This window comes from Limibacillus halophilus (assembly GCF_014191775.1).
Classification (GTDB): domain Bacteria; phylum Pseudomonadota; class Alphaproteobacteria; order Kiloniellales; family CECT-8803; genus Limibacillus; species Limibacillus halophilus.
Window position 1 is genome coordinate 181,019 of record NZ_JACHXA010000001.1, and the last position, 26,419, is coordinate 207,437.

At 59.1% G+C, this 26,419-nt stretch carries 27 protein-coding genes; 12 read left to right on the forward strand and 15 right to left on the reverse strand.

Translation table 11 applies throughout. From position 1 onward, the window contains the following. The first annotated feature begins 44 nt into the window (after window positions 1–44). Genes FHR98_RS00820 through FHR98_RS00860 form a run of 9 tightly spaced genes read left to right on the forward strand, consistent with a single transcriptional unit; the run spans window position 45 to window position 9,641 of the window. Window positions 45–1,313 (forward strand): glycosyltransferase family 4 protein, encoded by a 1,269-nt coding sequence (locus tag FHR98_RS00820; protein ID WP_183414710.1) that lies wholly within the window; start codon window positions 45–47, stop codon window positions 1,311–1,313. Continuing rightward, on the forward strand, window positions 1,313–2,452 hold the full coding sequence (locus FHR98_RS00825; RefSeq protein ID WP_183414711.1) for a glycosyltransferase family 4 protein: 1,140 nt from the start codon (window positions 1,313–1,315) through the stop codon (window positions 2,450–2,452). The genes FHR98_RS00820 and FHR98_RS00825 overlap by 1 nt, the downstream gene beginning before the upstream one ends. Next, window positions 2,449–3,072 carry a histidine phosphatase family protein gene (locus FHR98_RS00830; protein ID WP_183414712.1) on the forward strand — a complete coding sequence of 208 codons (624 nt, stop codon included), beginning with the start codon at window positions 2,449–2,451 and terminating at the stop codon, window positions 3,070–3,072. Before FHR98_RS00825 ends, FHR98_RS00830 begins: the two co-directional genes overlap by 4 nt. After that, a complete protein-coding gene (locus tag FHR98_RS00835; protein ID WP_183414713.1) occupies window positions 3,069–4,244 on the forward strand; it encodes a glycosyltransferase family protein in 1,176 nt (391 codons plus the stop codon). Before FHR98_RS00830 ends, FHR98_RS00835 begins: the two co-directional genes overlap by 4 nt. Further along, on the forward strand, window positions 4,241–5,020 hold the full coding sequence (locus tag FHR98_RS00840; RefSeq protein ID WP_183414714.1) for a polysaccharide deacetylase family protein: 780 nt from the start codon (window positions 4,241–4,243) through the stop codon (window positions 5,018–5,020). Before FHR98_RS00835 ends, FHR98_RS00840 begins: the two co-directional genes overlap by 4 nt. A gap of 2 nt (window positions 5,021–5,022) precedes the next feature. Then, window positions 5,023–5,544: a hypothetical protein gene (locus FHR98_RS00845; RefSeq protein WP_183414715.1), complete on the forward strand. Its 522-nt coding sequence runs from the start codon at window positions 5,023–5,025 to the stop codon at window positions 5,542–5,544. A gap of 5 nt (window positions 5,545–5,549) precedes the next feature. Further along, window positions 5,550–7,496 (forward strand): ABC transporter ATP-binding protein, encoded by a 1,947-nt coding sequence (locus FHR98_RS00850; protein ID WP_183414716.1) that lies wholly within the window; start codon window positions 5,550–5,552, stop codon window positions 7,494–7,496. A 4-nt stretch (window positions 7,497–7,500) separates the two neighbouring features. Continuing rightward, window positions 7,501–8,499, forward strand: coding sequence for an ABC transporter permease (locus tag FHR98_RS00855; RefSeq protein WP_183414717.1), 999 nt, complete (start codon window positions 7,501–7,503; stop codon window positions 8,497–8,499). After that, window positions 8,496–9,641, forward strand: coding sequence for an ABC transporter permease (locus FHR98_RS00860; protein ID WP_183414718.1), 1,146 nt, complete (start codon window positions 8,496–8,498; stop codon window positions 9,639–9,641). Before FHR98_RS00855 ends, FHR98_RS00860 begins: the two co-directional genes overlap by 4 nt. A 9-nt stretch (window positions 9,642–9,650) precedes the next feature. On the opposite strand, the gene FHR98_RS00865 is transcribed toward FHR98_RS00860, so the two are convergent. From FHR98_RS00865 to FHR98_RS00875, 3 genes are all read right to left on the reverse strand, one after another. Continuing rightward, window positions 9,651–11,012, reverse strand: a complete 1,362-nt coding sequence (locus tag FHR98_RS00865; RefSeq protein WP_183414719.1) for an adenylate/guanylate cyclase domain-containing protein — start codon at window positions 11,010–11,012, stop codon at window positions 9,651–9,653. 71 nt (window positions 11,013–11,083) lie between these two features. Further along, window positions 11,084–11,959 carry a class I SAM-dependent methyltransferase gene (locus FHR98_RS00870; RefSeq protein ID WP_183414720.1) on the reverse strand — a complete coding sequence of 292 codons (876 nt, stop codon included), beginning with the start codon at window positions 11,957–11,959 and terminating at the stop codon, window positions 11,084–11,086. Then, window positions 11,956–12,789 (reverse strand): MBL fold metallo-hydrolase, encoded by an 834-nt coding sequence (locus tag FHR98_RS00875; protein WP_322091197.1) that lies wholly within the window; start codon window positions 12,787–12,789, stop codon window positions 11,956–11,958. The genes FHR98_RS00870 and FHR98_RS00875 overlap by 4 nt, the downstream gene beginning before the upstream one ends. A 192-nt stretch (window positions 12,790–12,981) precedes the next feature. Between FHR98_RS00875 and FHR98_RS00880 the strand changes: the two genes are divergently transcribed. After that, complete coding sequence (locus FHR98_RS00880; RefSeq protein ID WP_183414721.1) at window positions 12,982–14,199, forward strand: MFS transporter; 1,218 nt, start codon at window positions 12,982–12,984, stop codon at window positions 14,197–14,199. 2 nt (window positions 14,200–14,201) lie between these two features. Here FHR98_RS00880 and FHR98_RS00885 read toward each other — a convergent pair whose 3' ends face one another. From FHR98_RS00885 to FHR98_RS00895, 3 genes are all read right to left on the reverse strand, one after another. Next, complete coding sequence (locus FHR98_RS00885) at window positions 14,202–14,900, reverse strand: response regulator transcription factor (protein ID WP_183414722.1); 699 nt, start codon at window positions 14,898–14,900, stop codon at window positions 14,202–14,204. A gap of 146 nt (window positions 14,901–15,046) precedes the next feature. Beyond that, on the reverse strand, window positions 15,047–15,919 hold the full coding sequence (locus FHR98_RS00890; protein WP_183414723.1) for an alpha/beta hydrolase: 873 nt from the start codon (window positions 15,917–15,919) through the stop codon (window positions 15,047–15,049). A 30-nt stretch (window positions 15,920–15,949) separates the two neighbouring features. Then, entirely contained in the window at window positions 15,950–16,108 is a 159-nt protein-coding gene (locus FHR98_RS00895) for a hypothetical protein (RefSeq protein ID WP_183414724.1), read from the reverse strand. On the opposite strand from FHR98_RS00895, the gene ribA reads away from it, so the two are divergent. After that, window positions 16,103–17,236: a GTP cyclohydrolase II gene (ribA, locus tag FHR98_RS00900; protein WP_183414725.1), complete on the forward strand. Its 1,134-nt coding sequence runs from the start codon at window positions 16,103–16,105 to the stop codon at window positions 17,234–17,236. The genes FHR98_RS00895 and ribA overlap by 6 nt on opposite strands. 29 nt (window positions 17,237–17,265) lie before the next feature. On the opposite strand, the gene arsC is transcribed toward ribA, so the two are convergent. Next, complete coding sequence (arsC, locus tag FHR98_RS00905; protein WP_183414726.1) at window positions 17,266–17,616, reverse strand: arsenate reductase (glutaredoxin); 351 nt, start codon at window positions 17,614–17,616, stop codon at window positions 17,266–17,268. Between the two features lie 100 nt (window positions 17,617–17,716). On the opposite strand from arsC, the gene FHR98_RS00910 reads away from it, so the two are divergent. Beyond that, complete coding sequence (locus tag FHR98_RS00910; protein ID WP_183414727.1) at window positions 17,717–18,247, forward strand: L,D-transpeptidase family protein; 531 nt, start codon at window positions 17,717–17,719, stop codon at window positions 18,245–18,247. Here the strand turns inward: FHR98_RS00910 and FHR98_RS00915 are convergent. The 8 genes from FHR98_RS00915 to FHR98_RS00950 all read right to left on the reverse strand — a co-directional run bounded on the left by FHR98_RS00915 (window position 18,244) and on the right by FHR98_RS00950 (window position 26,315). Further along, the gene (locus tag FHR98_RS00915; protein ID WP_183414728.1) at window positions 18,244–18,942 is read right to left on the reverse strand and encodes a YggS family pyridoxal phosphate-dependent enzyme; all 699 of its coding nucleotides are present in this window, start codon (window positions 18,940–18,942) and stop codon (window positions 18,244–18,246) included. The two genes, FHR98_RS00910 and FHR98_RS00915, sit on opposite strands and share 4 nt — an antisense overlap. Beyond that, window positions 18,939–19,805, reverse strand: coding sequence for a sulfotransferase domain-containing protein (locus FHR98_RS00920; protein ID WP_183414729.1), 867 nt, complete (start codon window positions 19,803–19,805; stop codon window positions 18,939–18,941). The genes FHR98_RS00915 and FHR98_RS00920 overlap by 4 nt, the downstream gene beginning before the upstream one ends. A 3-nt stretch (window positions 19,806–19,808) precedes the next feature. Next, window positions 19,809–20,642, reverse strand: coding sequence for a sulfotransferase domain-containing protein (locus FHR98_RS00925; RefSeq protein ID WP_183414730.1), 834 nt, complete (start codon window positions 20,640–20,642; stop codon window positions 19,809–19,811). Continuing rightward, entirely contained in the window at window positions 20,635–21,534 is a 900-nt protein-coding gene (locus FHR98_RS00930) for a sulfotransferase domain-containing protein (protein WP_183414731.1), read from the reverse strand. Before FHR98_RS00930 ends, FHR98_RS00925 begins: the two co-directional genes overlap by 8 nt. A 14-nt stretch (window positions 21,535–21,548) precedes the next feature. Continuing rightward, window positions 21,549–22,745, reverse strand: a complete 1,197-nt coding sequence (locus tag FHR98_RS00935; protein ID WP_183414732.1) for a JmjC domain-containing protein — start codon at window positions 22,743–22,745, stop codon at window positions 21,549–21,551. Between the two features lie 41 nt (window positions 22,746–22,786). Beyond that, a complete protein-coding gene (locus FHR98_RS00940; RefSeq protein WP_183414733.1) occupies window positions 22,787–23,644 on the reverse strand; it encodes a sulfotransferase domain-containing protein in 858 nt (285 codons plus the stop codon). Window positions 23,645–23,760: 116 nt separating this feature from the next. Continuing rightward, window positions 23,761–24,855, reverse strand: coding sequence for a porin (locus tag FHR98_RS00945; RefSeq protein ID WP_183414734.1), 1,095 nt, complete (start codon window positions 24,853–24,855; stop codon window positions 23,761–23,763). 320 nt (window positions 24,856–25,175) lie between these two features. Next, a complete protein-coding gene (locus tag FHR98_RS00950; protein WP_183414735.1) occupies window positions 25,176–26,315 on the reverse strand; it encodes a porin in 1,140 nt (379 codons plus the stop codon). Window positions 26,316–26,419 lie beyond the last annotated feature (104 nt).

Consider the following 26,419-nt stretch of genomic DNA (forward strand, 5'->3'; position numbering starts at 1 on the left):
AAAGAAGTTCCGCGAAATCTTGGGTTGAGGCGTCAAGGTCAAGCATGAAGGAACCCCTCATAAGTGACGCCGGAATCGAACATCTGGCCATTGTCCTGAAAGGCTACCCGCGCCTCTCGGAGACTTTTATTGCCCAGGAACTGCTGGCACTGCAGCAGCGTGGCATGAACATCACCTTGCAATCCCTCAGGCATCCCACGGATCGGGAAATTCACCCGATCCACCGCGAGATTACGGCACCGGTCAATTACCTGCCTGAGTATCTGCACGATCAGCCAGCCCGAGTTATCAAGGCTTGGTGGCGGGCCCGACAGCTACCGGGGTACAAAGCGGCCTTCGCTGCATTCCTGCGGGACTTGCGGCGGGATCTAACCCGCAATCGAATTAGGCGCTTTGGCCAGGCTTGCGTCCTGGCGGCGGAGATGGCACCGGAAACCACCCGCATTTACGCCCATTTCCTTCACACCCCGGCATCCGTTGCCCGCTATGCCGCCCTGATCCGCACACTGCCGTGGAGTTGCTCCGCGCACGCCAAAGACATCTGGACGACGCCGGACTGGGAAAAGCGCGAGAAACTGGCGGACCTCGACTGGTTGGTCACCTGTACCGGCAGCGGACGCGATCACCTGAAATCCCTGGCCGGGGACCCTTCCCGCGTACATCTGGTTTACCATGGGTTGGACTTTCGGCGTTTTCCCGCACCGCCTGACCGGCAGATTTCCGGCGATGGGCGCAGCGCCTCCGCCGCGGTGGAAATTTTGTCTGTCGGCAGACTCGTCGAGAAGAAAGGGTATGATCTTCTGATCGCCGCGCTTGCCGCACTCCCACCGGATCTCCATTGGCGGTTCACGCATATCGGCGGCGGCGATTTAATGAATACCTTGGCAGGAAAAGCGCGGGATTTGGGTCTGGCGAACCGCATCGATTGGCGCGGTGCGGAGCCTCAAGAACGGGTACTGAAGGCATTGAAGGAGTCCGATATCTTCGTATTGCCCAGCCGCATTACCAAGAACGGTGATCGAGACGGTTTGCCAAACGTACTGATGGAGGCCCAAAGTCAGAGGCTGGCTTGCATTTCAACCGAAATTTCGGCCATACCGGAGCTCATTCTACCGGGGGTAACCGGCTTGTTGGTGCCCCCTGATGACGTCCCGGCCCTGACAGAGGCACTGGAAAGGCTGATCCGTGATCCGCAGCAGCGGCTGCGGCTTGGCAAAGCTGGCGAAGCGCGACTGCGGGCAGAGTTTGGATTGGAGCAGAATATCGGAACGCTCTTGGGCCTGTTGGGTGTGAAGGCGAGGGAGGCGGCGTAATGAAGGTCGCCTTCTACGCACCGATGAAGCCACCTGACCACCCAGTGCCTTCCGGCGACCGCCATATGGCTCGCCTATTGATTTCCGCGCTGGAAAGAAGCGGTCACGACGTAACCCTGGCAAGCCGTCTGGTTAGTCGCGACGGTCGAGGAGACGCCCTTCGGCAAGCGCGCCTGCAGCGACTGGGAAGCGAACTGGCAGAGCGCCTTTTGCGGCGCTATGCCCGGGCGCCGCGAGACCAGCTGCCCGAACTCTGGCTGACCTATCATCTCTACTATAAGGCGCCCGACCACCTTGGCCCCAAAGTATCCAAGGCTTTGGGTATTCCTTATGTGGTGGCCGAGGCCTCAGTGGCCCCAAAGCGCGCTGGCGGTCCTTGGGACCTGGGGCACAGAGCTGTATTGAGCGCTCTAGGCGCAGCGAAGGGCGCAATCACGCTCAACCCGGCGGATGCTGGCTGTCTCGACCCTGCTTTGCCGCAATTGATGCTGCCGCCGTTCCTAGATCCGCAGCCCTACGAGGCCGCTCGCGGCATGCGATCGGCCCATCGCAAGACCGTGGCCGATCGGTTCGGCATGGACACCGAAAAAACCTGGCTGCTTACCGTCGCCATGATGCGGCCGGGCGACAAACTGGCGAGCTATCGCCTGCTCGCAGAGGCCTTGAAAACATTGGCCACGACAGATTGGGAAATATTGGTGGTCGGCGACGGTACCGCATCAGGCGAAGTGCGTGAGGCTTTCCAGGGGTTTGCGAACGATCAAATGCCCTTGCGCTGGGCCGGAGCGCTGCCGGGCGAAATGCTGCCGACAATCTATGCCGCAGCCGACCTCTTTGTCTGGCCCGCCATTCGCGAGGCGTATGGTATGGCCTTGCTCGAAGCCCAAGCTGGCGGGCTTGCTGTGGTGGCCGGGCGCGAAGGAGGTGTCCCAGCCGTGGTCGACGACCAAGCAAGTGGCCTCCTGACCCCGCCGGGCGACTGTCGTGCCTTTGCCGCGGCGGTGTCGCGACTTATTGCGGATCCCGATCTGCGTGGGGAGATGGGCCGAAAGGCCGCCGAGCGGGTTTCTCGAACCCAGAATCTGGATATCTCGGCACGTAAGATCACCACCTTTCTGGAGCGATGCAGAACGCCATGACCGAAACGGGATCATATGCGACGCCCTTCGTGTTGCTGCGCCACGGTCCCACGGAGTGGAACCGGGATCGCCGCTTACAAGGACGAAGCGATATCCCTCTGTCGCGCAAGGGCCGCGCCGAGGTTGCAAGCTGGCACTTGCCGCCGGACCTACAAGACTACAATTGGTTGGTCAGCCCCCTGGAACGCGCGCGAGAAACGGCCAGGATACTCGGGTTGGAGCAGGCCCGGATCGAACCGCGGCTGATCGAGATGAATTGGGGCGAGTGGGAAGGGCAGCGCATCGCCGACCTCAGGCTCGCCTTGGGAACGGCTATGACCCGGAACGAAGCGAAGGGTCTGGATTTTCAACCCCCCGACGGCGAGAGCCCGCGTGATCTGCAAGAGCGCTTGAAACCGCTGTTAGAAGAGATCGGCCAAGAGCGCAGGCCCACGGCGGCGGTCTGCCATCGCGGCGTGATCCGTGCCCTTTACGCCTTAGCGAGCGGATGGGACATGACCGGCAAACCGCCGGATCGGCTGAAAGAAGCCTGCTTGCATCGCTTTGCCATTTCCAACGAAGGCATCCCAGCGGTCGTCCGCATGAATGAGAGTCTGCGCGGCGGGGAGGTCAGGATATGAAGCCAAAGGTCCTTCTTTACGTACAGCACCTTTTGGGCATCGGCCACCTAAAGCGCGCCGCTCTGCTGGCCCGCGGCATGACGGATGCGGGGTTCCACGTTGTCTTCGTCTCTGGAGGCGAACCCCACAGCGGTCTGGATCTCGGAGCCGCGGAACCAATACAGCTTGCGCCCTGTCATGTGCGCGACGAGAGTTTCCAATTGCTCGACGAAACCGGTCAGCCGGTCAGCGCCGACTGGCAACAGCGGCGCCGCGATCATTTGCTTTCGATTCTGCAAGAAGCCCGGCCCGATGCCTTGTTGGTGGAGCTTTTCCCCTTTGGGCGCCGACAGATGCGCTTTGAACTGTTGCCGCTGCTGGAAGCGGCCCGGGAACAAGACCCATCCCCCCTTGTGTTCTGTTCGGTCCGCGACATCCTCTCGAAGATACCCAGCCCTGAGCGGCAGACGTGGATTGTGGATGTCCTCGGCAAGTACTTTGACGGCGTCCTCGTGCACGGCGACCGCTCTTTCATTCCCTTCGACGCGACCTTCCCGGCAACCCACCTTCTGGAATCGAAGCTTCTCTATACCGGCTATGTGACAACAACGACGGCGGCTGGCTCGCCAACCGGAGCCGGGCGAGGCGAGGTGTTGGTTTCGACCGGCGGCGGCGCGGTCGCCGGGCCGCTGCTAGAAGCTGCGTTGGCGGCGCGACCGCTGACTTCTATTGCCTCGGCACCATGGCGGCTGTTGGCGGGCCGCAATTTTCCGGAGGAATCATTTCAAAGACTGCGTAAGCAGGCGCTGAAAACTGCAGGCGGCGTGATCCTGGAGCGCGCCAGACCCGATTTTCAACAACTGCTGGCCAACTGTCTGCTCTCCATCAGTCAGGCCGGTTATAACACCACGCTCGAGGTTCTCGCCGCAGGGCCCCGGGCAGTGCTTGTCCCCTATGCCGCAGGGGAGGAGGGTGAACAGAGCCTGCGCGCCGCGTTATTGGCGAAGCAGGGCCTGCTCACAGTCGTCGAGGAGCGCGGCTTGAGCGGGACCACGCTGGCCGCTGGTATCGAGATGGAGCTAAGGCGCCCGCGAATCGAAACAGCATTCGATCTTGATTTGGAAGGCGCCGCCCATAGCGCCAGCCTAATCCGGCAGGCTTTGGACGCAAAAAGGCAGCAACCCGACCGATGACAACTTGGCGTAATTTGGACGAGGAACTGGCAGCCTGGCAGGAAGCGGGCCGAAAGCCGGTATTCTGGTGGCGCGACGACGATGCTGCGCGGGCAAGCGATGGTCTCTCACTTTTGTTGGAACTGCGCGCGGCATCGGATCTGCCGCTTTCCTTGGCTGTGGTACCCGGCCTGGTGGAAGACAGCCTGGAAAAGGCCCTAGGCGATCGCCAAGGCCTTTCACTGTTGCAGCATGGGTATCGGCATGAAAACCACGCAACGCCCGGGATGAAGAAGATCGAATTGGGCGGCACCCGTTCCACGGAAGAAATCCTAGCGGCTCTGGAGGCCGGCAAGAGTATTGGAGAGGCCGTGTTCGGACGAGGTTGGCTTCCCGTCCTAGTGCCCCCGTGGAACCGAATCGAAGATCGGATCGTTCCGCATTTAGCGGCTTTGGGATTTCAGGGGCTTTCGATCCACGGGCGCAGACGCGACGCCTTCATGGGGCTGACCGTGGTCAACAGTCATCTGGACATCCTGCAATGGAAACCGGCCGCCCACTTTCTTGGGGAGGCGGCCTTGCTCACCCAACTTACGACCGCCCTGAGGACACGACGCCTGGAAGATACACCGGGCTCTGAAGAACCTTGCGGCATCTTGACGCATCATCAAGCGCATGATCCCGAGAGTTGGCGGTTCCTAAAGTCTCTCTTTTCGCACCTGGAACAGCACGAGGTTGTTTCCTGGAAGGGGGCAATACCGCTATTCTGCGAAACCAAAAGGGGAGACGAGCCGTAAACATGCCGATTTTTCGCTATCCGCGAAGCAGCCTCATTGGTGATTTTTTGCGCTCAGGCGGGGGGCTGGCCGCCGGTTTGGCTGGACTCGTCCTGGCGCCGTCTTCCAGCGTCGTTGTTGTGATCAGCCTGTTTTTCATCGTTCTGTTCGGCTGGTTCCTCTGGCGCACCATTCGACGCAGCCGTACGGAAATCGCGTTGATATCGGATGGCATCGCCTGCAGGGACATTACCGAAAAGCGAATCTCCTGGGACGATTTGGCATCGCTCAAGCTGCGCTTTTATGGAACGCGCCGCGAGCACCGCAACAAACAAGGCGGTTTCATGGTCCTCACTCTGGCCGGCCCTGGAAGTAAGATCGCCCTTGAATCCAGCCTCGAGGGGTTCAGCGATATTGTCGAACGTGCCGCTGCGGCCGCCCAGGCGAAGCACCTTGAAATCGATGCCGCCTCGCAAGAGTACCTGCTTGATCTGGGTATAGAGGCCGCCCAGCCAATCGCAGCCGTTCAAGCAGAGGAACATTAGGAATCATGACAGTAGCGCAGCAACAGAGCACGCTCGTCAACCCACTTCTGGAGATTAAGGATCTCCGGGTTTCCTTCCAACTTCCGGAGGGCGTGCTTGAAGCGGTCCGAGGCGCTTCCTTTTCGATTGCGCGGGGCGGCACGGTGGCGCTGGTCGGTGAGAGCGGCTCCGGCAAATCGGTCATCAGTCAGGCGATCATGGGAATTCTCCCCCGTGTCGCTCGGATCAGTGGCGGAGAGATTCTGTTCCGCGACCCCAAGAATTCCGATCAGGCAATCAATCTGGCCCAACTGAATCCCGAGAGCAGCCGTTATCGGGATCTGCGCGGCGGCCGTATGTCGATCATTTTTCAGGAACCCATGACCTCGTTATCGCCCGTACATACCGTCGGAGATCAAGTCGGCGAGGCGCTTGCGCTACACAGCCCGGTAAGCAAGGCTGAAGGGCTTCGTTTGGTCGAGGAAATGCTTCGGCTGACGGGTTTTCCAGACCCTGCCCGAGCGCTAAAGACCTATCCCTTCGAACTTTCGGGCGGACTGCGTCAACGCGCCATGATCGCCATGGCGCTGGTTTGCCGACCAGCCCTCTTGATTGCCGATGAACCAACGACGGCCTTGGATGTCACAATTCAGGCCCAAATCTTAAAGCTTATCAAGGACCTACAGGCCGAGTTGGGCATGGCCGTCCTGATGATCACACACGATCTCGGTGTCGTCGCCAATGTGGCCGAGGACGTCGTCGTCATGTACCACGGCCAAATCATGGAAAGCGGGAACCTGGAGGAAATCTTCCATAACCCCCAGCACCCATACCTGAAAGCACTCCTGCACGCCGTCCCCCGGTTCAACATGGATGCCGGAGAGCGCCTGGAACCCTTGCGCGAGATCGGCGCCAAGGAAAAGGCCGAAGCCCTGAGCCAGAAAATGGGCCACAAGGGCGATGCCGCCTCGGGCGAGCATCTACTGTCCATGATGGATGTTTCAAAAAGCTTCCGCATTCGCAAGTCGGGTTGGATCGGTTCCAAAAGCGACAAGGTTCGTGCGCTAGACGGTATCACCCTGTCAATCAGGCACGGCGAATGCCTGGGGCTGGTCGGTGAAAGCGGCTGTGGCAAATCTACCCTGTCTAAAGTCATCATGCGGGCGGTGACGCCGGATAGCGGCCAAATCAATTACCATGCCAAAGGCGGCAACATCGACATTCTTGGGCTCAAAGGGGTCGAACTCAACGCCTTCCGGCGACGTGTACAGTATGTGTTCCAAGATCCCTTTTCGTCCTTGAATCCGCGTATGCGCGTTGGCGAGATTCTTTGCGAGCCCCTGGACATTCACCGTATCGGCAAGCCGGAAGAGCGGAACGCCAGGGTCGAAGAACTGCTGGAGCTCGTAGGGTTGGGGCGGCGACACCTACAGCGTTATCCCCATAGTTTTTCCGGCGGCCAACGGCAGCGTATAGGCATAGCGCGTGCGTTAGCGCTGGACCCGGAATTGTTGATCCTGGACGAGCCGGTGTCCGCGCTCGATGTCTCAATTCAGGCGCAGGTGCTCAACCTATTGCGCGATCTGCGCGCCGCATTGGGTCTCACCTACTTGTTCATCAGTCATAATCTGGCGGTGGTCAACTATGTGGCCGATCGCATTGCGGTCATGTATCGCGGTCGCATCGTCGAGCTTGCCCCGAATCGCCGGTTGTTTGAGGGGCCGGTGCACCCATACACGCAAACGCTCCTAAAAGCCGTACCGGAGCCCGACCTCTCCAGGCTCCTCGACTTCGAACATCTGCACGCCAACAAATCGAGCGGACCCGAGGACTGGCCGGACGCATTTCAGCTTGCCGAGGGGGAAACATCCAGTCTGATCGACCTCGGGGACGGCCATATGGTACGCGCAAACCCAAACCGGACCAGCGCGTCCCAACTGCTGTCGACGACGCGTATGATGGCGGAGGTTTGAAACGATGCTGATCTATATTGCCCGCCGCATCATGATCATGGTTCCCACGCTCGCGGTCATATCCTTCATAATCTTCGTGATCATCCAGCTGCCACCGGGTGATTACCTGGAGACCTACATCGCGGAACTACAAGCCCAGGGCGAAGCCATCGATCCGCAGAAAATAGAATTTCTGCGACAGCAGTACGGCCTGGACAGGCCCTTCATGGAACAGTACGTGGTCTGGGCGGCGGGCTTGCTACAGGGCGACTACGGTTACTCGTTCGAGTATCAGCTCCCCGTGCGCGACGTGGTGGGCGATCGGCTCTACCTGACAATGCTGGTCTCGTTTTCGACTATTATCTTCACCTGGATCGTATCTTTTCCGATCGGCGTGTATTCCGCGGTCCGGCAGTATAGTGCGGGAGACTACATCGCCAGTTTCATCGGCTTTCTGGGCCTTGCGACCCCGAACTTTCTCCTGGCCTTGATTCTGCTCTATCTGGCGAACAATTACTTCGGCACCCAGATCGGCGGTTTGATGGACGACGACTACATCGATGCGCCCTGGACATTGGGTAAGTTCGTCAATGTCTTGGAACATCTCTGGGTCCCCGTCGTCGTGATTGGCACGTCGGGCACCGCCGGGATGATTCGCCGTCTTCGGGCCAACCTGCTCGACGAGCTGCAAAAGCAGTATCTGGTCACCGCCCGCGCGAAGGGATTGTCCTCGGGACGCGCGCTGGTCAAGTACCCCTTGCGCATAGCCCTCAATCCCTTCATCGCCGATATTGGGAGTACTTTGCCCCAGATCGTGTCGGGCGCGGCGATCGTTTCTATAGTATTGGGATTGCCAACCACCGGACCGATGTTAATTCGTGCTCTACAGGCCCAGGACATGTATCTCGCCGGGTCGTTTCTCATGTTCCTATCCATGTTGACTGTCGTCGGCATGTTCCTGTCCGATCTGGCGTTGGCTGCGCTTGATCCACGGATACGGCTCGGTGGAGGGGTCACGAAATGACCCAGCATTACGTCGATCAAGAACCCTTCGATCCTTATTCGATCGAGCAACTCACGCCGGAGCAAGAAGCCTACTATCGCGCGCCGCAGTGGAAGCTCATCTGGATGAAATTCAGGCGCCACCGGGTTGCCGTCATATCGGGCCTGTTCCTGCTGCTGCTCTACCTTTCGATCCTCGTCAGCGAGCTTATCGCGCCCTACGATCTGCATGCCCGGCATACCGATTACATCTATGCGCCGCCGCAAAGCGTGCACTTCTTTGACCAGGGCAGCTATGTCGGGCCCTTCGTCTATGGGTACGACTACAAGCTAAACATGGAAAACCTCAAGCGAGAGTACACGCCCAACCCGGCCAAGATCGAGAAACTGCGGTTCTTTTGCCAAGGTGATAAATACAGGTTTTGGGGTGCTTTTGAAGCGCGTGCGCATCTGGTTTGTCCAGCGGAATCCGGAACCTTTTTTCTGCTTGGAACCGACCGCCTGGGGCGCGACATATTCAGCCGCGTGATCTACGGCGCTCGTATTTCCCTAACCATCGGTTTGATCGGTATTGCGATATCGTTTCTTCTCGGCGTCTCGATCGGCGGCGTTGCGGGATACTACGGCGGATGGGTCGATGCCGCCGTACAGCGTCTGATCGAGATCTTCCGCTCCTTCCCCGAACTGCCCCTGTGGATGGCACTGGCCGCGATCCTGCCGGTTACCTGGAGCCCCTTGTGGGTCTATTTCGGAATAACGATCATCTTGGGGCTGCTAGACTGGCCCGGCCTCGCCCGTGCAGTTCGTTCGAAACTCTTGAGCCTACGTGAGGAAGATTTCACGGTGGCGGCGCAGTTGATGGGCGCATCTCCGCCGCGCATCATTTTCCGCCACCTCTTGCCGAGCTTCGCAAGCCACTTGATCGCCTCCATCACACTGGCCGTCCCAACGATGATCCTCGGCGAAACGGCATTATCCTTCCTGGGACTCGGTCTCAGGCCCCCGATCACCTCGTGGGGCGTACTTCTATCGGAAGCGCAGAACATCAACGCGGTGGAGCTTTATCCCTGGCTCATGGTCCCAGTCATTCCTGTGATTCTGGTGGTGCTGGCCTTCAACTTCCTGGGCGATGGGCTCCGCGACGCCGCCGACCCTTACAAGTAGGACTACTCTTCAGGCGAGTTTTACAAGGTCGGTCGTTCCGGCGACGCCTGCCACCTGTCGGTTTTGCAACTTGACGATCTCGGCCTCGGGTGCAAAGCCCTGTTGGCAGGCTATCTCGTAGGTAGAAGCCAGCGCCAAGCCTCTGGCGCCTTCATTCTTGTTGTGTTTCTCCAACTTCGCCGAGAGATTGACGGCATCGCCGATCACGGTGATCTCCAGGCGGTTTTCATCGCCGACAGCACCGAAGACAATGCGCCCATGGGTAACCGCGCCATTCACCTGCGGTGTATCCAGACCGCGCTCTTGCCGTTCCCGGCTCCAGACGTCCGCTTCGCCTAACGCTTCGCACAAGGCCGCCAGAGCATCGGCAGCATAGCTTTGCGAAGGTTGCGCCGCGCCGAACGTGGCCATAATTCCATCACCCATGAATTTGTCGATCGAACCGCCGTGGCGCTGCAGCACCGGAACCATCCGCTGCTGGTATTCCGCAAGCAGTTCCATCACTTCGTCGGGGTCGCGCTGTTCGGCCAACCGCGTGAAGCCCCGCATGTCGAGATTGAGTATCGCGGCTTCGCGCGATTGGCCCTGACCGGCGACGAGGTGCTCCTCACCGCCCGCGATCTGCCTCGCGACCCCTTTATCAAAAAATCGGGACAACCGCTGGGCGGCCTGTTGCTCGATAACCGAGCGCACCAAAAGTGCGCGCCCGCGCCGCAATGCCAAGGCCATGATTCCCGTTACCAACAGGATCGATATGATCTTGTCGAACTCCGCGCCGAGGAGAATGGCGTTGGAGGTCATGTAGGTCACGTAATCCCGGGTGATCATGGTGTTCAACGGATCGGCGGTGATCACGTAGAGGATCATTGTTCCCCAACCCGCGGCAGCAATCCCTCCTGCCGCCATGACCAACCAGGACTCAAACCGCAAGGCCCGCATGGCGATGAAAATGAACACATAAAGTAGCGTGGGCGCCTTGAGGTAGAAGGAAGGCGGTTGCCCATACTGAATATGGAAAGACCAGATCAGCACCATCAGCAAGCCCATATCGAAACAAATCGATATGACCAGCGACCAGTCCGGCAACCGTCGCAGATGCCCCCAGATCAAGCGGATCACCGTAAGCACGAAGTAGATCGACAATGCCCAGGGAACCGGCTCGAAGCTGGCATCCTCGTTGAAGGTCTTGGGGGATATTAGATAAAGCGTGCCAAATATCAGCACCACGGAAAGCTGGATCCAACCGACCATCATTTCCGCCTGATCCTGCTGCTTGCTTATGGCGCTTCTGACGCGCTGAGGCAACTCCGCCTCCGAAGGGCCTTTGGCAATCCATTGCTTTAAATCAGGTAGGAACGGCTTCTTTTCCATCGCGTCGCTTCCTTAAAGCGCAGCCCGGAGTGGCCCGCAAAAGTCCCCGCACATATTAGGCGAAGAACCAATCACCCCACGTCATATTCCCGTGAAACGCGTTGTATCCAGAGCACGGTTTCGTGAGCCTCGCCAGGACACATAAGTGAATCCACCGCGCTCTTGGAAACCTTATCCGCTAACCTGGTTCTGGCAAAATGGCTGGAAAACAGAATACGCCAGCCGCCGCCCTGCAACAGACCCATGAGACCCTGCTGCTCGTTGTAACCGCGCCATGACCACGACGCCGGGTAGTCGTCAGGTAGAAAGATATCATGGAATGCGACCCTGGTTCCTATCGGCAGGTCTGGCAAGACACGCCCAAGGAGAAAATCGACGTCGCTTCCGGGCATCAAAATGTGGCTGGAGTCGATTAGCATGATATCGCCGCCTCGAAGTGCAGCGAAGGGTGCCGTGCCTGCTTCTTGCAGTGTCATTCGGAGCAATTCCACGGGAAGATTGCCCAAATCCGCGCGCGGCGCCGGATCAATGGCTGTCACCTGACAATCCAACCCGCTGTCGGCAACCGCGCGCGCCAGGAAACGCGTAGAATGGCCGGACCCTACTTCCAGAATACGAGCCGGTTTGGTCTCGCAAACCAGAGTATAAGCGGCGGCGGCATCAAGGCCTGGGTACCAACTTTGATTCCAGCGCGGTTGCGGTGGCAAGGCGTCCACGTCAATCGCCTGCAAAGCGGGCAGCCGTGCCGCAATGCGCGCGAGGACATCCAACATCTCCGGGCGCGCCTGATCGAAAAGCTTCTCCAGTGCGCCATAAGTCGGCAAGTCACCAGACTGCGGCACCGTTTCGGCATACCGATAGGGAATGAAGTAACCACGCCGACCTAAGCCCAGGAGTGTCCGCAAACCGAAGGCCAGGCGGCGCAACCGCGCCCTCGTGGCACTCACGGCGTCAGCACCATGCCTTCTCGAGCGACGATCGTCCCCGGGCGCAGGGCCTCCGCCTCCTTGGCGATCCTGTCCATGAAGGCATCATCGTGGCTGGGGTCATGGTGGAAGATCGCGAGTTGCCCCACATCAGCGGCCTCACAAAGACGCACGCCTTCCTGCCAAGTCGAATGCCCCCATGAACTGAACCGCGGATACTCGTCGTCGGTATAACTGCAATCGTAGATCATGATGTCGGCACCCCGAACCAAATCGATGATCGTTTGATCGCGCCTGCCCGGGGTGTGCTCCGTGTCGGTAACGTAGCAGATGGATTTTCCGGCATACTCGATCCTGTAACCGGTCGCCCCATTGGGATGGTTCAATGGCGCGGTCTTCAGCGTAAGCCCATCTTTTGTCCTCAGTGTTTCCCCGGCCTTGAAATCGACGAAGGCGAGATCGGCGTTGAAAATGGCAGGCGGTATGGGAAACAACGGGGCCTTCATGAAATGGCAGATGACTGCTTCCAGGGTTTGGTCCGGCAAGAGGTGCCCGGCATGCAGGCGAAAGGTACTGCCCTTACGAAAGAAAGGCTGGAAGAAAGGGATGCCGGCTATGTGGTCCATATGTGTGTGGGTCAAAAAGATATCGGCATCTTGTAAACCCTGCTCACACAACCGCGCACCAAGCTCGCGAAGCCCGGTGCCCGCGTCCAGAATCGCCAAACCGCCCTGGCCGTACTCAATCTCCAGACAGGAGGTGTTACCGCCATACTTGACGTACTGTGGGCCCGAGCAGGCGATAGAGCCTCGCACGCCCCAGAACTTCACCGTCAGCTTACCTTGCGCCACGCGCACTTCTCCCCGGCAAGGAATTGCTCTTGCCCTATGTTGGACGCCAGCGGTCGCGGGAGCAAAAGAAATCTAGCACTTGTTTCAGGTTGCCGCAGACGCACTTGCCCGTCATGCTGCGCCGCTGTTTCTCGAACGGTGGTGATAACCACCTCACGGCAGAACATAGACAATGAGAAAGAGACTGGCCACATGACGGCGCGGGAAAAAACCATCTGGGCTGCGGTTCTATTCGGCCTCAGTCTTTCTTCCTACGCGGCCTATCAACAGTTTAAACTGCCACCGGTCATGCCGCGGCTGCTCGATTTGTACGCGTACGAGAAGCTGTTGGCTGGCGGTTTCATGTCGGTTTATGCCTTCGTCGGCTTGCTTCTCTCGTTCGCAATCGGCCGGTTGGTGGATGGACAGGGCGTGCGCCGTGCCCTGACTTTGGCGCTTCTCGTCTCTCTGGCGGGCAATCTATTGATTCTCGCTTGGCCCTCTGACGGTCTGGTCGTGCTGATCGGTCGCGGCCTGGAGGGAATTGCCTTCGCCGCTTGCGCCCTTGTCGGTCAGATGCTCGCTACCCGTTACGCAAGCGCGCGCCACATGCCCCTGATCGCGGGCGCCATGGCCTCTTGGGTGCCCATCGGGCAGTTGGTCGCCATCGTCACGGCGCAACCGGCGCTTCGTTATGGCGACTGGCATTGGCTCTGGTACATGGCGCTCGCACTGACCGTCGTGCTGTATATCTGGATGCTCACACTTGAGCGCAGACGGCCGGGATTGTTGCCGGGCCCAAGACATTCCAGCCATGTGGACGAAGGCGCGCCTTTGGCCCAAATGGAGATAGCATCGCTCGTGCTGGTGAGCGCCATTTTTCTGCTTTGGTCGGGCCAGTACTTCGCCTACATGACCTGGCTGCCGCAGTTTCTGGTAGAGGCAATGGGGCTATCTTTTGACAATGCCATGCTCGGTTATGCCCTCCCGGTCGTCACGCTCATCGTTTTCAATGCCGTAACGGGAAGCCTGCTCAAGGCAGGCGTGCCCTTGCCGCCGCTGTTTCTGGGGGGCTTGCTGCTGCAGGCATTGTGCTGGTGGACTCTGCCGTGGATCGGGGCCGACTGGACAGGAGTCCTTTCCCTGATCATCTACGGTGCCACCGCCGGCGTCGTGCCCACCGTTCTGTGGGCGCTGCCGGCCTTGCTGGTCGGGCAGATGCGCGCTTCGGGCAATGCTTTCGGAATCATCATGACGGGCCGTAATGTCGGCGTTCTCGTCGGACCGATGCTCCTGCCCTGGCTGCTGGCGCGCTCCGGGGACTGGCAAGGGGCGGCGCCGACCTTTGGCACAATCGTTATCGTTGCCTTCGGGCTCGGCCTCCTTGTCGTAATGCTGATGCGGCGCAACCGCGAGCGTGCGGCTCGCTGATCCTACGGGACCAGTTTGTAACCGCCCGGCTCCGTGACAAGAATTTGCACGTTGGCAGGGTCGGGTTCGATCTTCTGCCGCAGACGGTAAACGTGCGTTTCCAGCGTGTGGGTCGTGACCCCCGCGTTATAGCCCCATACCTCGCCCAACAGCGTTTCCCGGCCAATGGTCTTTTCGCCGCTGCGGTAGAGGTACTTCAGGATCGCAGTCTCCTTCTCGGTGAGTCGGACCTTTTGCTGGCTGTCGTTGTGAATCAGCATCTTCGCACTGGGACGGAAGGTGTAGGGCCCAATGGTAAAAACTGCATCTTCACTCTGTTCGTGGGTACGCAGCTGCGCCCGCAGGCGCGCCAGCAGCACGCCAAGCTTGAAGGGTTTGGCCACATAGTCATTTGCCCCTGCATCCAGGCCCAGAATCTGATCTGCGTCGGATTCATGCGCCGTCAGCATGATGATCGGTGCCTTAACGCCATTGCGTCGCATGACCCTGCAGAGGTCACGCCCATCGCCGTCGGGAAGCCCGACATCTAGCAGTATGGCGTCATAATACTCGCCTTTGGCGAGCTCCAGCGCTTCCTTCGCGCTCCCGGCTTCGACTGTGAGAAACTCCTCATGCAGTTGAAGCTGTTCGCTCAAGGATGTGCGCAGAGCCTCGTCGTCGTCGACGAGCAATACTTTCTTACCCGTGGCGTTTTTATTCATGATCTGAAAGCGACCTCTCCCGAAATACTTCACCCTGATCGCGCTCTCTTACCCAAAAGCCGTGGGTCTTATCCCTAGAGCCTATACGATCGTCACTGCCTAGATATATAACTAATCCGCTCAACAGTAGCCCCTCGCGCTCCTGTTCACGCAGCCTTGATGAGATCAAGCGTCGCCCGCAAAAGAGGATGACCCGGCTTGCCAAGGCAATCTACAGCCGAGAAATGGTTGCAACCCGGCAAATCAATCGTCTTAAGGTTTGCTCCTTGCGGTATCCAGGCCGCCAGAAAATCCTCCTGCTGATCAAGGAATTCCTGACTTTCATCCGCACCGACCGCGCATATGAGCGGTTGCTGGCTCAATGGCCGTAGTGCCAAAGGGCTGTAACTTTGGATTGCCTGCTCGGTCAAGCGCAAGACCGGTTGCTGATAGCTGTGTATCAGCGGTGACAAGTCATAGACGCCGGAAACAGAAACACCACCCGCGATGGGATTCTGCTCAACTCCATAGGCTGACCAGTCGGTCCCAAAACACATTGCGGCAAGATGCCCGCCTGCCGAATGCCCGGCAACGTAGATCTGGCGTTCGTCAATTCCGTAGCGTTGTGCGTTGTCATGCAACCAGGCGATGGCCCGGCGCACCTGATCCGTGATCTGCGGGATCGTGGCTTTGGGCGCGAGATCATAGTTGATTGAGGCAAAAGCCACGCCTGCCTCCAGATACGGTGGGGCTAGGTAGTTGAAGTCAGACTTGTCGAGTGACTGCCACCAACCGCCATGTATGAACGCGAGAAGCGGTGCGCGCTCTGCGGCGCCGTGAGAAATGGGAAACAGGTCCAACCGCTCGCCCTGGGACGACCCATAGGCCAAATTCTGGCGACATGCGTACGTCTTCACTGCGGCCTGGCTGTCTTCCGACCAGCGTCGGAAGTATTCCGGATGGTCGGGAACCAACAGCCGGTTGTTTAGCTGGGCATCCAGTTGCTCGCGTGTATAGCTACGGTGAACGATGGCGCTCATGAATTCTCCTCTACTTTCAACGCTGCAAGATTAGCCGCAGACCTGCAGACTGGAAAGAGACCGCAGCCCGTGCTTTATTGCCGCTGGCAGGGCATGCGTCGGGACCTTGAAGATGAAAACGACGACACCCCAACCTACATAAGAACGGTCGCTCAAGAAGAAAGGCCCGGCCTGGGAACTGGAATGCACGAGAAACTCGCCTCTGTTGAAATGAAAGCGGAACCCGCTCTGCGCCACGTTGACCGTGTACTCGGTGAGTTGCGGCGCGGTACGCCCGTGCTCCTGCGGGCGCCGGACGGACGTGTCGCGTTGGTGCTCAGTGCCGAGACGGTGGATGATCCCTGCTTGGCAATTCTGCGCAAGAAGGCCAAAGCAGAACCCCTTCTGATCATCACCGCCAGGCGGGCCTTGGCGCTTGGTTTGGAAGAAGGCAAGAGCGCCCGCAAGGGTGCCGATCCCGTGGCGCTCCGGCTGCTTGACCGCTCCGCGACGCGGGTGCTTGAACTGACCGACCCAAGCCTGCCACGTGCGCGCAGTGTGGAGCGCCCGCTTGTCGCCGATGCGCCGGCCGATCTGGCCCCGGCGTCCGTCGACTTGATGAAGCTGGCGCGGTTGCTGCCAGCGGCATTGTTGGCGATGGTCGATGGAGAAAGCGCCGAGCTCCTTGAAAATGATGATTTGCTGCTTCTGGAAACCGAGGAGGTGACGGCCTACAGGCTTGCGGCATCGCGTACCTTGTCGCGGGTCGGCGAAGCGAAGGTGCCTTTGGAGGGCGCGGAAAACGCGCGCGTCATCGCTTACCGCCCTCCCGATGGTGGCGTTGAGCACCTAGCCATTGTGATTGGCGAGCCAAAGGCCGACAGCCCGCTCCTTGCCCGCTTACATTCAGAGTGCTTCACCGGCGACCTGCTAGGGTCTTTGCGGTGCGATTGCGGCGATCAGCTTCGGGGCGCCATCCAAGCGATCGGCGCGCTCGGCGCCGGTGTCCTGCTGTATCTGGCGCAAGAAGGCCGTGGCATTGGCTTGGTCAACAAACTGCGTGCTTACAGCCTGCAGGACCGCGGCGCCGACACTCTTGAAGCCAACGAACAGCTCGGGTTTGACGCCGACGAGCGCGTTTATTTGCCGGCGGCGGCGATGTTACGCGATCTCGGTTTTCATCAGGTCAACCTGCTGACAAACAATCCGGAAAAAGTCGAAGCCTTGGAGCGTTGCGGGATCGAAGTCATCTCCCGTGTGCCGCATGCCTTTCCCTCGAACCGCCACAACGAAGCCTATCTTGATACCAAGGTCCGCAAGTTCGGACACCTCTTCTAAGTCGGACCGAGTGAATTCGACTTGTCGGTTCAAAGGATACCGAGGACTTGCTCCGGCGGACGGCCAAGGGCGGCTTTTCGGCCATCTACTACGAGAATCGGACGCTCGATGAGAATTGGGTTCTCGACCATTGCTTGTATCAAGGCGTCTCGACCGAGTTCCGGATTATCCAACCCCAACTCGCCATACACAGCCTCTTTGCGGCGCATGAGATCGCGCGGCGCCATGCTCAACTTATCCAGAATGTCCGACAGAGTGGCTGCATCCGGCGGCATCTTCAAATACTCGATGACCTGGGGCTCAACGCCCCTATCCTGCAAAATCGCCAGCGTCTGGCGGGATTTACTACAACGCGGGTTGTGATACAGAATGACGGCCATCGACTTACCTTTCCTTCGCGACTCACTGCATAATACCTTGCAGACTCGGCTATAGCCCGACGAGGCCGGAAGGGCAAGCAACTGACCGGAAAGGAATGCCATGACCGGCAAACGCTTCCTGGTGGAACAGGACGGACCGCAGTTCTGGTTGCGGTTGGGCGGTCGCCGTTGGCGCTGCGCCGTCGGCAGAGGCGGTCTAAAGCACGACAAACTGGAAGGTGACGGCGCCACACCCATCGGGCTTTGGCCCCTTCGAGAACTGCTCTATCGACCGGATCGTCTGAATTTGCCGGCCTGCGGTCTTCCCGCCAGAGCCTTGCGGCCGAATGACGGATGGTGCGACGATCCAACCGATTCAGCCTATAACAAGCCGGTGCTTCTGCCCTACGCCGCCGGGCATGAAACGCTTTGGCGTGACGACGGCGTTTATGACCTCATCATCCCCATGGGCTACAATGACGCACCTCCGGTTGCCGGGAAAGGAAGCGCCATCTTCTTTCATGTCGCGCGCGAAAACTATGCCCCCACCGAGGGCTGTGTCGCGTTGAGTAAGACCGATCTGCTGGCGCTCCTGCCACTGATCGGGCAGGGCGACGTTATCGAGGTGCTGGCACCCGGGCCCGCAGCTTAACCCTGTTGGCTGTAGTCGCGTGCCCCAAAGAGTGCGGTGCCGACGCGAACGAAGGTCGCTCCGAACGTGACGGCCACGTCGAAGTCCCCGCTCATTCCCATAGAGAGCTCCGACAAACCGTGACGGCGCGCCAACTCCCGTAGAAAGGCGAAGTGAATCGCCGGATCTTCCTCGACCGGCGGTATGCACATCAATCCCTCGAGCGGCAGGTCGAGGTCGCGGGCAAGCGTCACCAGCGCCTCGAGATCCGCCGGCAACACGCCTCCCTTTTGCGCCTCCTCACCGGTATTGACCTGGATGAAGCAGCGGGGTCGTCGACCCTGCTTATCCATCTCCTTAGCAAGGCTGCGCGCCAGCTTGGGGCGATCCACAGTCTGGATGACATCGAACAGCGCGACCGCGTCACCCGCCTTGTTGGTCTGCAGCGGCCCGATGAGATGCAGTTCGAGGTCGGCGTAAGAAACCTTCAGATCGGGAAACTTTCCCTGAGCCTCCTGGACCCGATTCTCTCCAAACACGCGATGACCACAGCCCAAAAGTTCGACCACTGCAGCGGCGTCATGGGTCTTGCTGACCGCCACGAGCGTTACCGCATCCGGCGACCGCCCGGCCTCCCGCGCCGCGACACCAATAGCGTCTCGAACCATCTGCAAACGCTCGGATGCCGTTTTGGCAACACTGTCTTCTCTGCTCATGCCGTCACCTGTTTGGTCAACTTTCCTGCGTCGTCGAGATACCCCAATCGCCGCATCATTGGTCCCTGTACTTTTATCACCCGGTCACGTTGGGCCGCGCTCAAGAGATCGGCTCCAGCGCCAACCTTGCCGGATCGGAAAAAGCGATCCGCATGGGGCGGCCGTTCGCTGAAGTCCGATTCCCGTTCCTGGCGCGACAGCTCCTTGAAAGAAGAAAAATCGATCGCGCGCTGCAAACGCTCTGGATCGCCTGCAATGCCGAGTGTCTTGGCCAGATGCCCGAAAACCTGCAAAGGCCTTGTCGCCAGATCTTCATAACGCAAGACAATGCAGGGAATCTGCTTGTTCGACATCCAGCTTTCCACGTGGTCACACCAGCGCCCCATGACGTAGCCGATGGAAGCTCCCGCTGTCGGGCTGCAGTTTTCACGGCTTTCAAGCGCCAGGATCGCCTGGTCCAAGCTCAGATTGAAATGTGCCGCATAGGAAGGGATGACATCCAGCGGATTGCGAGCGACGTAAACCACGCCAGCGGAAAGCGTCGGTGCAAAAAGCGGATGGCCGCCGACCTTTCCATAAATGCTATGGGTCTTGACGAAATGATCGTGCGGACGTTCGGCGGCGATCATCTCCTGAACCTTCGGTCGCAACGCAACGACCTCGGCATCGTTGAGGTCCAAGGCCTCAAGGGCCTGCCCCGAGGCCGCTGCATAAAAGCGCGGCCGCGTATCTGAAAGGGTGAAGGCTTTTAGATCGTTGATCGGCAAGGGCTCCTTTCGATCAAGCACCAGATTGGCCAGAAAAGCCCGGAGCCAAGTGTTCCCCGACTTCGGATAAGAGGCCAGCCATATGATGCGTCCCATGCTTCAGTCCTCCAGATAACCAAAGCGGCGCATGACATCTCCATGGTCGGCCGTAATTCGTTGCTGAATAAGCGGCGATAGCTCTGCGCGACCCGCGCCGACCTTGCCGGAGCGAAAGAAGGATTTCGAGTTGCGCGAGCGCTCGACAAAGGTGTGCTCGTCTTCCTGTCGGCGGGCTTCCTTGAAGCTGGAGAACTCTATGGCCTTCTTCAGCCGCCCGTCCTCCGGCTCCAGGCCGATGTGCCGCAACAGTTTGACAAAAGCCGTCCGCGGGTCGGCCTGCAGGTCTTCATAGCGCAGAACCAGCACACCGAGCTTGCGGTCATCGGCCCACGAGAGCACGTGGTCGCTCCAGCTTCCGATGTACTGGGCGACATTGGTTTGATTGGCGAGAATCTGGTTGGTCTTTTGACCGATGGCAATTGAAGCGGCTTCCGGCGTAATTCCGTAGTGATCCGCATAGGAAGGAACCATGTCCAAAGGGTTGCGCACAATATAGAGCGCGCCGCGGGTTACTTCGGGCGAAATCAGCCTCTCGCCGTCACGTCGGATGTTGGCGTTATGGGTTTTAACAAACAGAACATCGGAGGGATTGCGCGCCAGAGCGCGTTGCAACGCCGGTCGCAAACGATTCACAGCGGCTTCGGTCAGGGTCGTGTGCGGTCTTCCTGCGATCTTGCCATAAGCCTCGCCGATCACGTCGCCGTATCCCATCTTTCCCAGCTGATTGATCGGAAAGGGTTGCTCTGTCCGGGCCAGATAGTTGGCAAGGAAAAGCCGCACCCAGGTGTTTCCGGACTTAGGATAAGAGGCCAGCCAGAACAGATTCTTACCCACGTTGCACTCCCGACGCTTCGGGGTCGCTTCTCACGCCCGCTTTCAGGGCCCGCTCAAAATCTGGTTTGTAACCAAAGTGGGTGATCATCGCTTCATGTTTATCCCACAGGCGGGCTATCAGGTCCGGCCCCAGCTTGCGCGCGCCTTCGCCACATTTGCCTGCTCGAAAGAAACGGCCGCCGTCACGCGCGGCCTCGGAGAACCCTGTCTCAGCCTCCTGTCGGGAGAGCCGCTCAAAACTGGAGAATCCTACAGCAGCCGCGATACGGCTCGCATCTGGTTCGAGACCGATATGAACCAAGGCCTTGTCCAGTGCGGCTGTCGTGTCGGCCTGCATATCCTCATATCGCAAAGTCAGCACCTTTAGCGCCTTGCTGTTGATCCAGCTTGCATTGTTCGCGCTCCAGCTTCCCACCACGCTGAGCAGGTTTCGCTTGGGATTGCCGCGCAGCACAAGCGTATCGCGGCAGAGTGACTCGACGGCCTTGTCCAATGAACAGCCGTAATGATTGGCGAAGGACACCGCGACATCCATCGGATTGCGCACGACATGCAAGGTGTTTCTGGTAACCGCAGAATCAATGGTGGGCGTGCCCTCGACGTCGGCCACCATGCTATGGGTCTTGACGAAGACGACGTCGGCCGGATTTTGCGCGTAAAAGCGCTGAACCGATGGCCTCAAAGCCATGATCTCGGCATCGCTTAGAGTGCCGGCAGGCCGTCCCGCGACCTTGGTGAAAGCGCGCACGCCAGTATCGGAAAAGCTGTAGCGGCCGATTTCGTCCAGCCCTACCGGCTTGTCACGGTTCAGCAGGTAGTTAACCAAAAGAAATCGCAGCCAGGTGTTTCCCGATTTTAGGAAGGACGCGAGCCAGACGAGATTCCTGCGCACCGGTCCCTCCTCGCCTAGAGTGCTTCCAGGACGCCAGCGGCCAACAATCCTTGCAATACGCCGTGCATTCTCGGCTTCTCGATATCCTGGAACGCTCCTTCGATCTCGTGGCGTGCGGCGAAGTCCCGATCCAGGAGCCATTCGGCAACGCGGCTCTGCGTCTCATCCAAATCAAGCTTCTGGTCACCCCGCTTGACCTGAAAGCCGCTACCGCGCCGCACCAGCTTCACGCCTAGATTGCGAACCCGGAACAGGTCCATGGACTCGCGGAGCGGCAGATTGTAGGAAGCATAAATCTCGAACGTCTTCTGCCGCACGTAGTCCGCCATCGCCTGCGCCTGGTTCGGACGCTTCATGATCTCCGTGAGCTTTGCCGCCGCCTCTTGAAGCAGTGTCTCGTAGCTCTTCTTGTCCTCAAAGTGCGGCAGATACTGCCGGAACAGCACTTCCTGCGGCAACTCGCGCATCAGCAGGTTCATGTAATCCTGCAGGACAAAGTGACAGGCGCCGAACGATACGTGCAGGCAATCCTCGCTAGAGGCTGTCGCGGCATGGACGAAACCATGCGGAATGTAGAGCAAGTCGCCCGGTTTGGCCGTCACTTCCAACAGGACCTTGCCCATCCGTTCCTTCACCTGGTCGGGCGTCAGGCTTTCGCTATCAAATCCCGGTATTGCAGCAACCGAGGGTATCCTGTTCTCGTAGACGCGCCAGGTTTTCTCGCCGGAAATCTGGAGCGCAAAGACATTCTGCGTATCGAAGTGCTCGTTGTAACCCTGAATGCCTTTGTGGGAGGCGAAAATCGAGGTGTTCACCGGCGCCGAAACGTTGGCCCCAACTGCCAAAGAGGTCGCCCTGACTCCTGGAGAGAGCGTGTCCGCAAAAGCCAGCGCCAGGGTGGCACCCTGCTTCAAAGCCTGCTGCACGCTGCGCGGGTCAGGTCGCTGGCAGGGTCGGCCTTCCCGGTCTACCGAGGCATAGCAAAACTTCTGCGGCGGTATCAGCTTGCCGTTCAGTGCAAGGTCCATCGAGGCCTCGCTCCAAAGGTTGGCAACCTGAAGCATCTCGTTGAGCTGTCCCCAGGAGAATACGGCTTCGGCCTTTGCCGCATCACCCTTAATGAAGAGCGGCTTGCGTGTGTAGGTTTTGGCGAGGAACTCCTCGGGGGTCTCCGACGCAAGAAGTGCGCGAAAGCTCAATCCGGTCGTCATTTCATTCCTCTTCTGCTTTACCGCCTTTTGGGCCGGTCCTACTAACGCAGGCCAAGGTCATGAAAGCTCTTAGCATAGCCCAACCGCTCTATGACAGCCTTGTGGTCCCGATATAGACGCGCGAGGGACTCTTGCGTCAAGCGCGTCCCGCCTTCGCCGCTGCTGCCGCGTCGGAAAAACGCTGCGCTCTTGGGCGAGGCCTCTTGAAATCCACTTTCCTTTTCCTGCCGAGATAACTCATCAAAACTGCTGAAGGCCACGGCCTTGCGCACACGCCCGGAATCCACAGGCATGCCCATATGCTGCAGCGCGCGCGTGAGCTCGCGTTCCGCGTCCTCCAACAAGTCCTCGTACCGCACCATCAATGTTTTCAAGGGTTTGGAGTCGATCCAACTCAGCACGTGCTGGCTCCAGGTGCCCGCCGGTTGAAACACGGTTGCCTTGTTGTCGCCCATGAACATGTTGGAGGGATCGCCCATGGCCGCGACGGATTCCTCGGTATCCTGACCCAGATGGTGAATCCGCGACACGGCGACGTCGAGAGGATTGCGGACGATGTAGAGGGAACAGCGCGTAAGCGCCGGTTGCACCGTCGCCGTTCCATAGATCGTTCCCGCCAACGAATGGGTTTTCACCAGCACGATATCATCGCGGGCTTCAGCATAAAGTCGCTGCACCGCGGGGCGGAGGTCATGGATCTCCCGCAAGCTGAGGTCAGTCAAGGGACGCCCGGCAACCCGCTGAAACGCGCGCGCGGCCATATCGCCATAGGTATAACGGCCGATCTCGCTGATCGGCAACGGCTCTTCCCTATCCAGCAGATAGTTCACCAGCAGGAAGCGCATCCAGGTATTCCCGGATTTTATGTAGGAGGCCAGCCAAACGAGGTTCTTCTTCATGGCAGGCATGAATAGCCTGTTTGCCGAGCCGATTGAAGGGGTAGCCGACCTCGCGACAAAAAGGGGGCGGTAAACCGCCCCCTTCTCATATTGGCAAACGCCGTGATGCCTTGAGCTTAGAAGCTCAGCTTCACACCGAGAATGCCGTAAGTCGCGTGGTCATCGAAGCCGGCGCCACCGTCATCGTCGTCGAACTCGACGTGGGTGATGTTGCCTTCGAGCGTCACGCCCGGGCCCATCGCATAGGAGACGGCGAACTGGAACGCATCCTGCTCTTCGTCACCGGCAAGACCGACAGTCCCTTCTGCTTCGCCGTGGAAGTAGGTGAAGGACGCACCCCAAGGACCGGTCGTGTAGGACACGCCGGCATCGTAGGACTCACCCGTGTTCACGCCCTGGTCGTTGGCTTCGGCGTAAGAACCACCGATGGTGAAACCACCATAACCGAGGTTCAGACCAACGCTCCACAATTCCGGACTGCTGTCGGTTGCCCCGGAATCATCGTCGGCGAAGCCGTAGCGGCCGGACACAGCAACATCAAATCCGTCGAAGGAGTTGACGTAGTTGGCCGCAATGTCGAAGCCGTTCTTGAAGGCGCGGGTTTCGGAGAACTGGGTCAGGCTGTCCTGCGCGCCGTCCGGCGTGAAGGAAGCACCAAGCTGCAGACCATTCCAACGCGGTGTGAAGTAGGTGACGCGGTTGGAATCGTTGACACCGTCCAGTTCAAGATAGGTCGTGCCGAGCACGCGGCGGAAATAACCAGCCGCAGTGGTGGCGAGACCGAAGGAGGGCAGCCAGTTAGTCTGGTCGCCCGAGTTGACGTTGGCGAAGCTGACGTCCGGCGCGGCATAGGTCATCTTGTAGCCGGCCGAGTTCTCGGAACCGAGCAGGATCTGACCGAAGGAACCCTGGATGAAGAGGTAGGATTCGTCGATCTGGTCAAAGGTGTTGGTTTCCGCCTCGAGCTGAACATCGACGCCGAAAGTCAGGCCGTTTTCCAGAGTCTGCTTGGCCTTAAAGTGAATTTCCGAGTCCGGTTTGACATCAAAGCCGTCGAAATCAGCCGTCGTGCCGTCGATGTCAACGCTCGAGTAACCGAACTTCTGCTCCATATAACCGCCAACCGTCACCTCGAACTGCGCCTTGGCCTGCTGGGCCCCGACGAAGCTGGCAACGGCAAGCGCCGTCGTGCCAAGAAGCACTTTCTTCATGGTAATCACCCTTTCATTCGCGAACCGCTTTTGGTCCTTTGCGGGAAACCTTGCGGCGGTTCCTTGTTTTTATGAGCCGGGACAGGTTGTCCCGGGGCCCCCTAGGTGGTCGATTCGCGTTTGTTTTATCTGAATCGATCCGATGCGCAGCCTATGGCAAGCCACCTTTCAATCAAGACGTGTTTCTGTTTTGGACTATACGTTTGTGACACCTGTTGCAAAACCGCAACAGTGAGTAGCCCCTGCGACAGGCGCCCAGATATACAAAAAGGGGGCGGAAACCGCCCCCTTCCCGTCTTCGCCGTGAGGTTGGCAGAGCCTTAGAAGCTCAGCTTAACGCCCACTAGACCGTAGGTGACATCCTCGTCGATGCCGCCATCGTCGTCGAACTCACTACGAGTCACGTTACCTTCGATCAGGACGCCCGGGCCCATCGCGTAGGTGACGGAGAACTGGTAGGAGTCCTGCTCGTCATCACCCGGATTGACCAAGCTGCCCCTCGCTTCACCGTGGAAATAGGTGAAGGAGGCACCCCAAGGGCCGGTTTCGTAAGAGATACCCGCGTCATAGGAGCGACCTGTGTTGACGCCCTGGGCATCAGCCTCGGCGTAGGAGCCACCGATGGTGACGCCAGCGTAGCCAAGGTTCAGACCCACCGACCACAACTCTGGGGAATCGGTGTCCACGTCGCCGGGCGAGCCGGGCACGGTCGCCGCACCACTAGAGCTGTCGTCATCGGCAATGCCATAACGGCCAGAGATTGCTACATCGACACCACTGAAGGTGTTGACGTAGTTGGCGCCGATGTCGAAGCCGTTCTTGAAATCGCGGGTTTCAGCGAACTGGCTTTGGTTGTCCTGCGCACTGTCCGGCGTGTAGGAAGCGCCGATCTGCAGACCGTTCCAACGCGGCGTGAAGTAGGTCAACCGCTGGGCATCGTTGTTGCCGTCCAATTCGATGAAGGTCGTGCCGAATACGCGACGGAAGAAGCCGGCATTCAGACCAATGAAGGGCTGCCAGTTGGTCTGGTCGCCGGAGTTGACGTTAACGAAGCCTACGTCGGGCGCGGCGTAGGTCATCTTGTAACCGGCGGTGTTTTCCGAGCCGACGAGAAGCTGACCGAAGGACCCCTGAACGAAGAGGAAGGATTCATCGATCTGGTCGCCGGTGTTGCTTTCCGCTTCAAGCTGGACTTCGAAACCGAAGGTCAGGCCATTCTCAAGCGTCTGTGCGGCCTTGAAATGAATTTCAGAGTCGGACTTCACATCGAAGCCGTCGAAGTCACCATTGTTGCCGTCAACGTCAACGCTGGCGTAACCAAACTTCTGCTCTGTGTAACCGCCAACCGTCACCTCGAACTGCGCCTTGGCCTGCTGGGCCCCGACGAAGCTGGCAACGGCAAGGGCGGTCGTGCCGAGAAGCACCTTCTTCATGATACTACCCTTTCTGTCGCGAACCATGGGGCCTCCCGCTATCGAGATATTGCCCCACGGTTCCTGGTTCAAATGTAGGCTGGGAGAGGAATTGCCCTATGCCCCAGGAACGAACGGTCCACGCACTTGTG

Coding starts and splice junctions, on each gene's coding strand:
- FHR98_RS00855 (WP_183414717.1), top strand. CDS start 7,501: ATGCTGATCTATATTGCCCGCCGCATCATGATCATGGTTCCCACGCTC.
- FHR98_RS00880 (WP_183414721.1), top strand. CDS start 12,982: ATGACGGCGCGGGAAAAAACCATCTGGGCTGCGGTTCTATTCGGCCTC.
- FHR98_RS00935 (WP_183414732.1), bottom strand. CDS start 22,745: ATGACGACCGGATTGAGCTTTCGCGCACTTCTTGCGTCGGAGACCCCC.
- FHR98_RS00915 (WP_183414728.1), bottom strand. CDS start 18,942: ATGAGCAGAGAAGACAGTGTTGCCAAAACGGCATCCGAGCGTTTGCAG.
- FHR98_RS00835 (WP_183414713.1), top strand. CDS start 3,069: ATGAAGCCAAAGGTCCTTCTTTACGTACAGCACCTTTTGGGCATCGGC.
- FHR98_RS00910 (WP_183414727.1), top strand. CDS start 17,717: ATGACCGGCAAACGCTTCCTGGTGGAACAGGACGGACCGCAGTTCTGG.
- FHR98_RS00950 (WP_183414735.1), bottom strand. CDS start 26,315: ATGGTTCGCGACAGAAAGGGTAGTATCATGAAGAAGGTGCTTCTCGGC.
- FHR98_RS00865 (WP_183414719.1), bottom strand. CDS start 11,012: ATGGAAAAGAAGCCGTTCCTACCTGATTTAAAGCAATGGATTGCCAAA.
- FHR98_RS00940 (WP_183414733.1), bottom strand. CDS start 23,644: ATGAAGAAGAACCTCGTTTGGCTGGCCTCCTACATAAAATCCGGGAAT.
- FHR98_RS00830 (WP_183414712.1), top strand. CDS start 2,449: ATGACCGAAACGGGATCATATGCGACGCCCTTCGTGTTGCTGCGCCAC.
- FHR98_RS00885 (WP_183414722.1), bottom strand. CDS start 14,900: ATGAATAAAAACGCCACGGGTAAGAAAGTATTGCTCGTCGACGACGAC.
- ribA (WP_183414725.1), top strand. CDS start 16,103: ATGCACGAGAAACTCGCCTCTGTTGAAATGAAAGCGGAACCCGCTCTG.
- FHR98_RS00945 (WP_183414734.1), bottom strand. CDS start 24,855: ATGAAGAAAGTGCTTCTTGGCACGACGGCGCTTGCCGTTGCCAGCTTC.
- FHR98_RS00860 (WP_183414718.1), top strand. CDS start 8,496: ATGACCCAGCATTACGTCGATCAAGAACCCTTCGATCCTTATTCGATC.
- FHR98_RS00820 (WP_183414710.1), top strand. CDS start 45: ATGAAGGAACCCCTCATAAGTGACGCCGGAATCGAACATCTGGCCATT.
- FHR98_RS00840 (WP_183414714.1), top strand. CDS start 4,241: ATGACAACTTGGCGTAATTTGGACGAGGAACTGGCAGCCTGGCAGGAA.
- FHR98_RS00845 (WP_183414715.1), top strand. CDS start 5,023: ATGCCGATTTTTCGCTATCCGCGAAGCAGCCTCATTGGTGATTTTTTG.
- FHR98_RS00825 (WP_183414711.1), top strand. CDS start 1,313: ATGAAGGTCGCCTTCTACGCACCGATGAAGCCACCTGACCACCCAGTG.
- arsC (WP_183414726.1), bottom strand. CDS start 17,616: ATGGCCGTCATTCTGTATCACAACCCGCGTTGTAGTAAATCCCGCCAG.
- FHR98_RS00850 (WP_183414716.1), top strand. CDS start 5,550: ATGACAGTAGCGCAGCAACAGAGCACGCTCGTCAACCCACTTCTGGAG.
- FHR98_RS00920 (WP_183414729.1), bottom strand. CDS start 19,805: ATGGGACGCATCATATGGCTGGCCTCTTATCCGAAGTCGGGGAACACT.
- FHR98_RS00890 (WP_183414723.1), bottom strand. CDS start 15,919: ATGAGCGCCATCGTTCACCGTAGCTATACACGCGAGCAACTGGATGCC.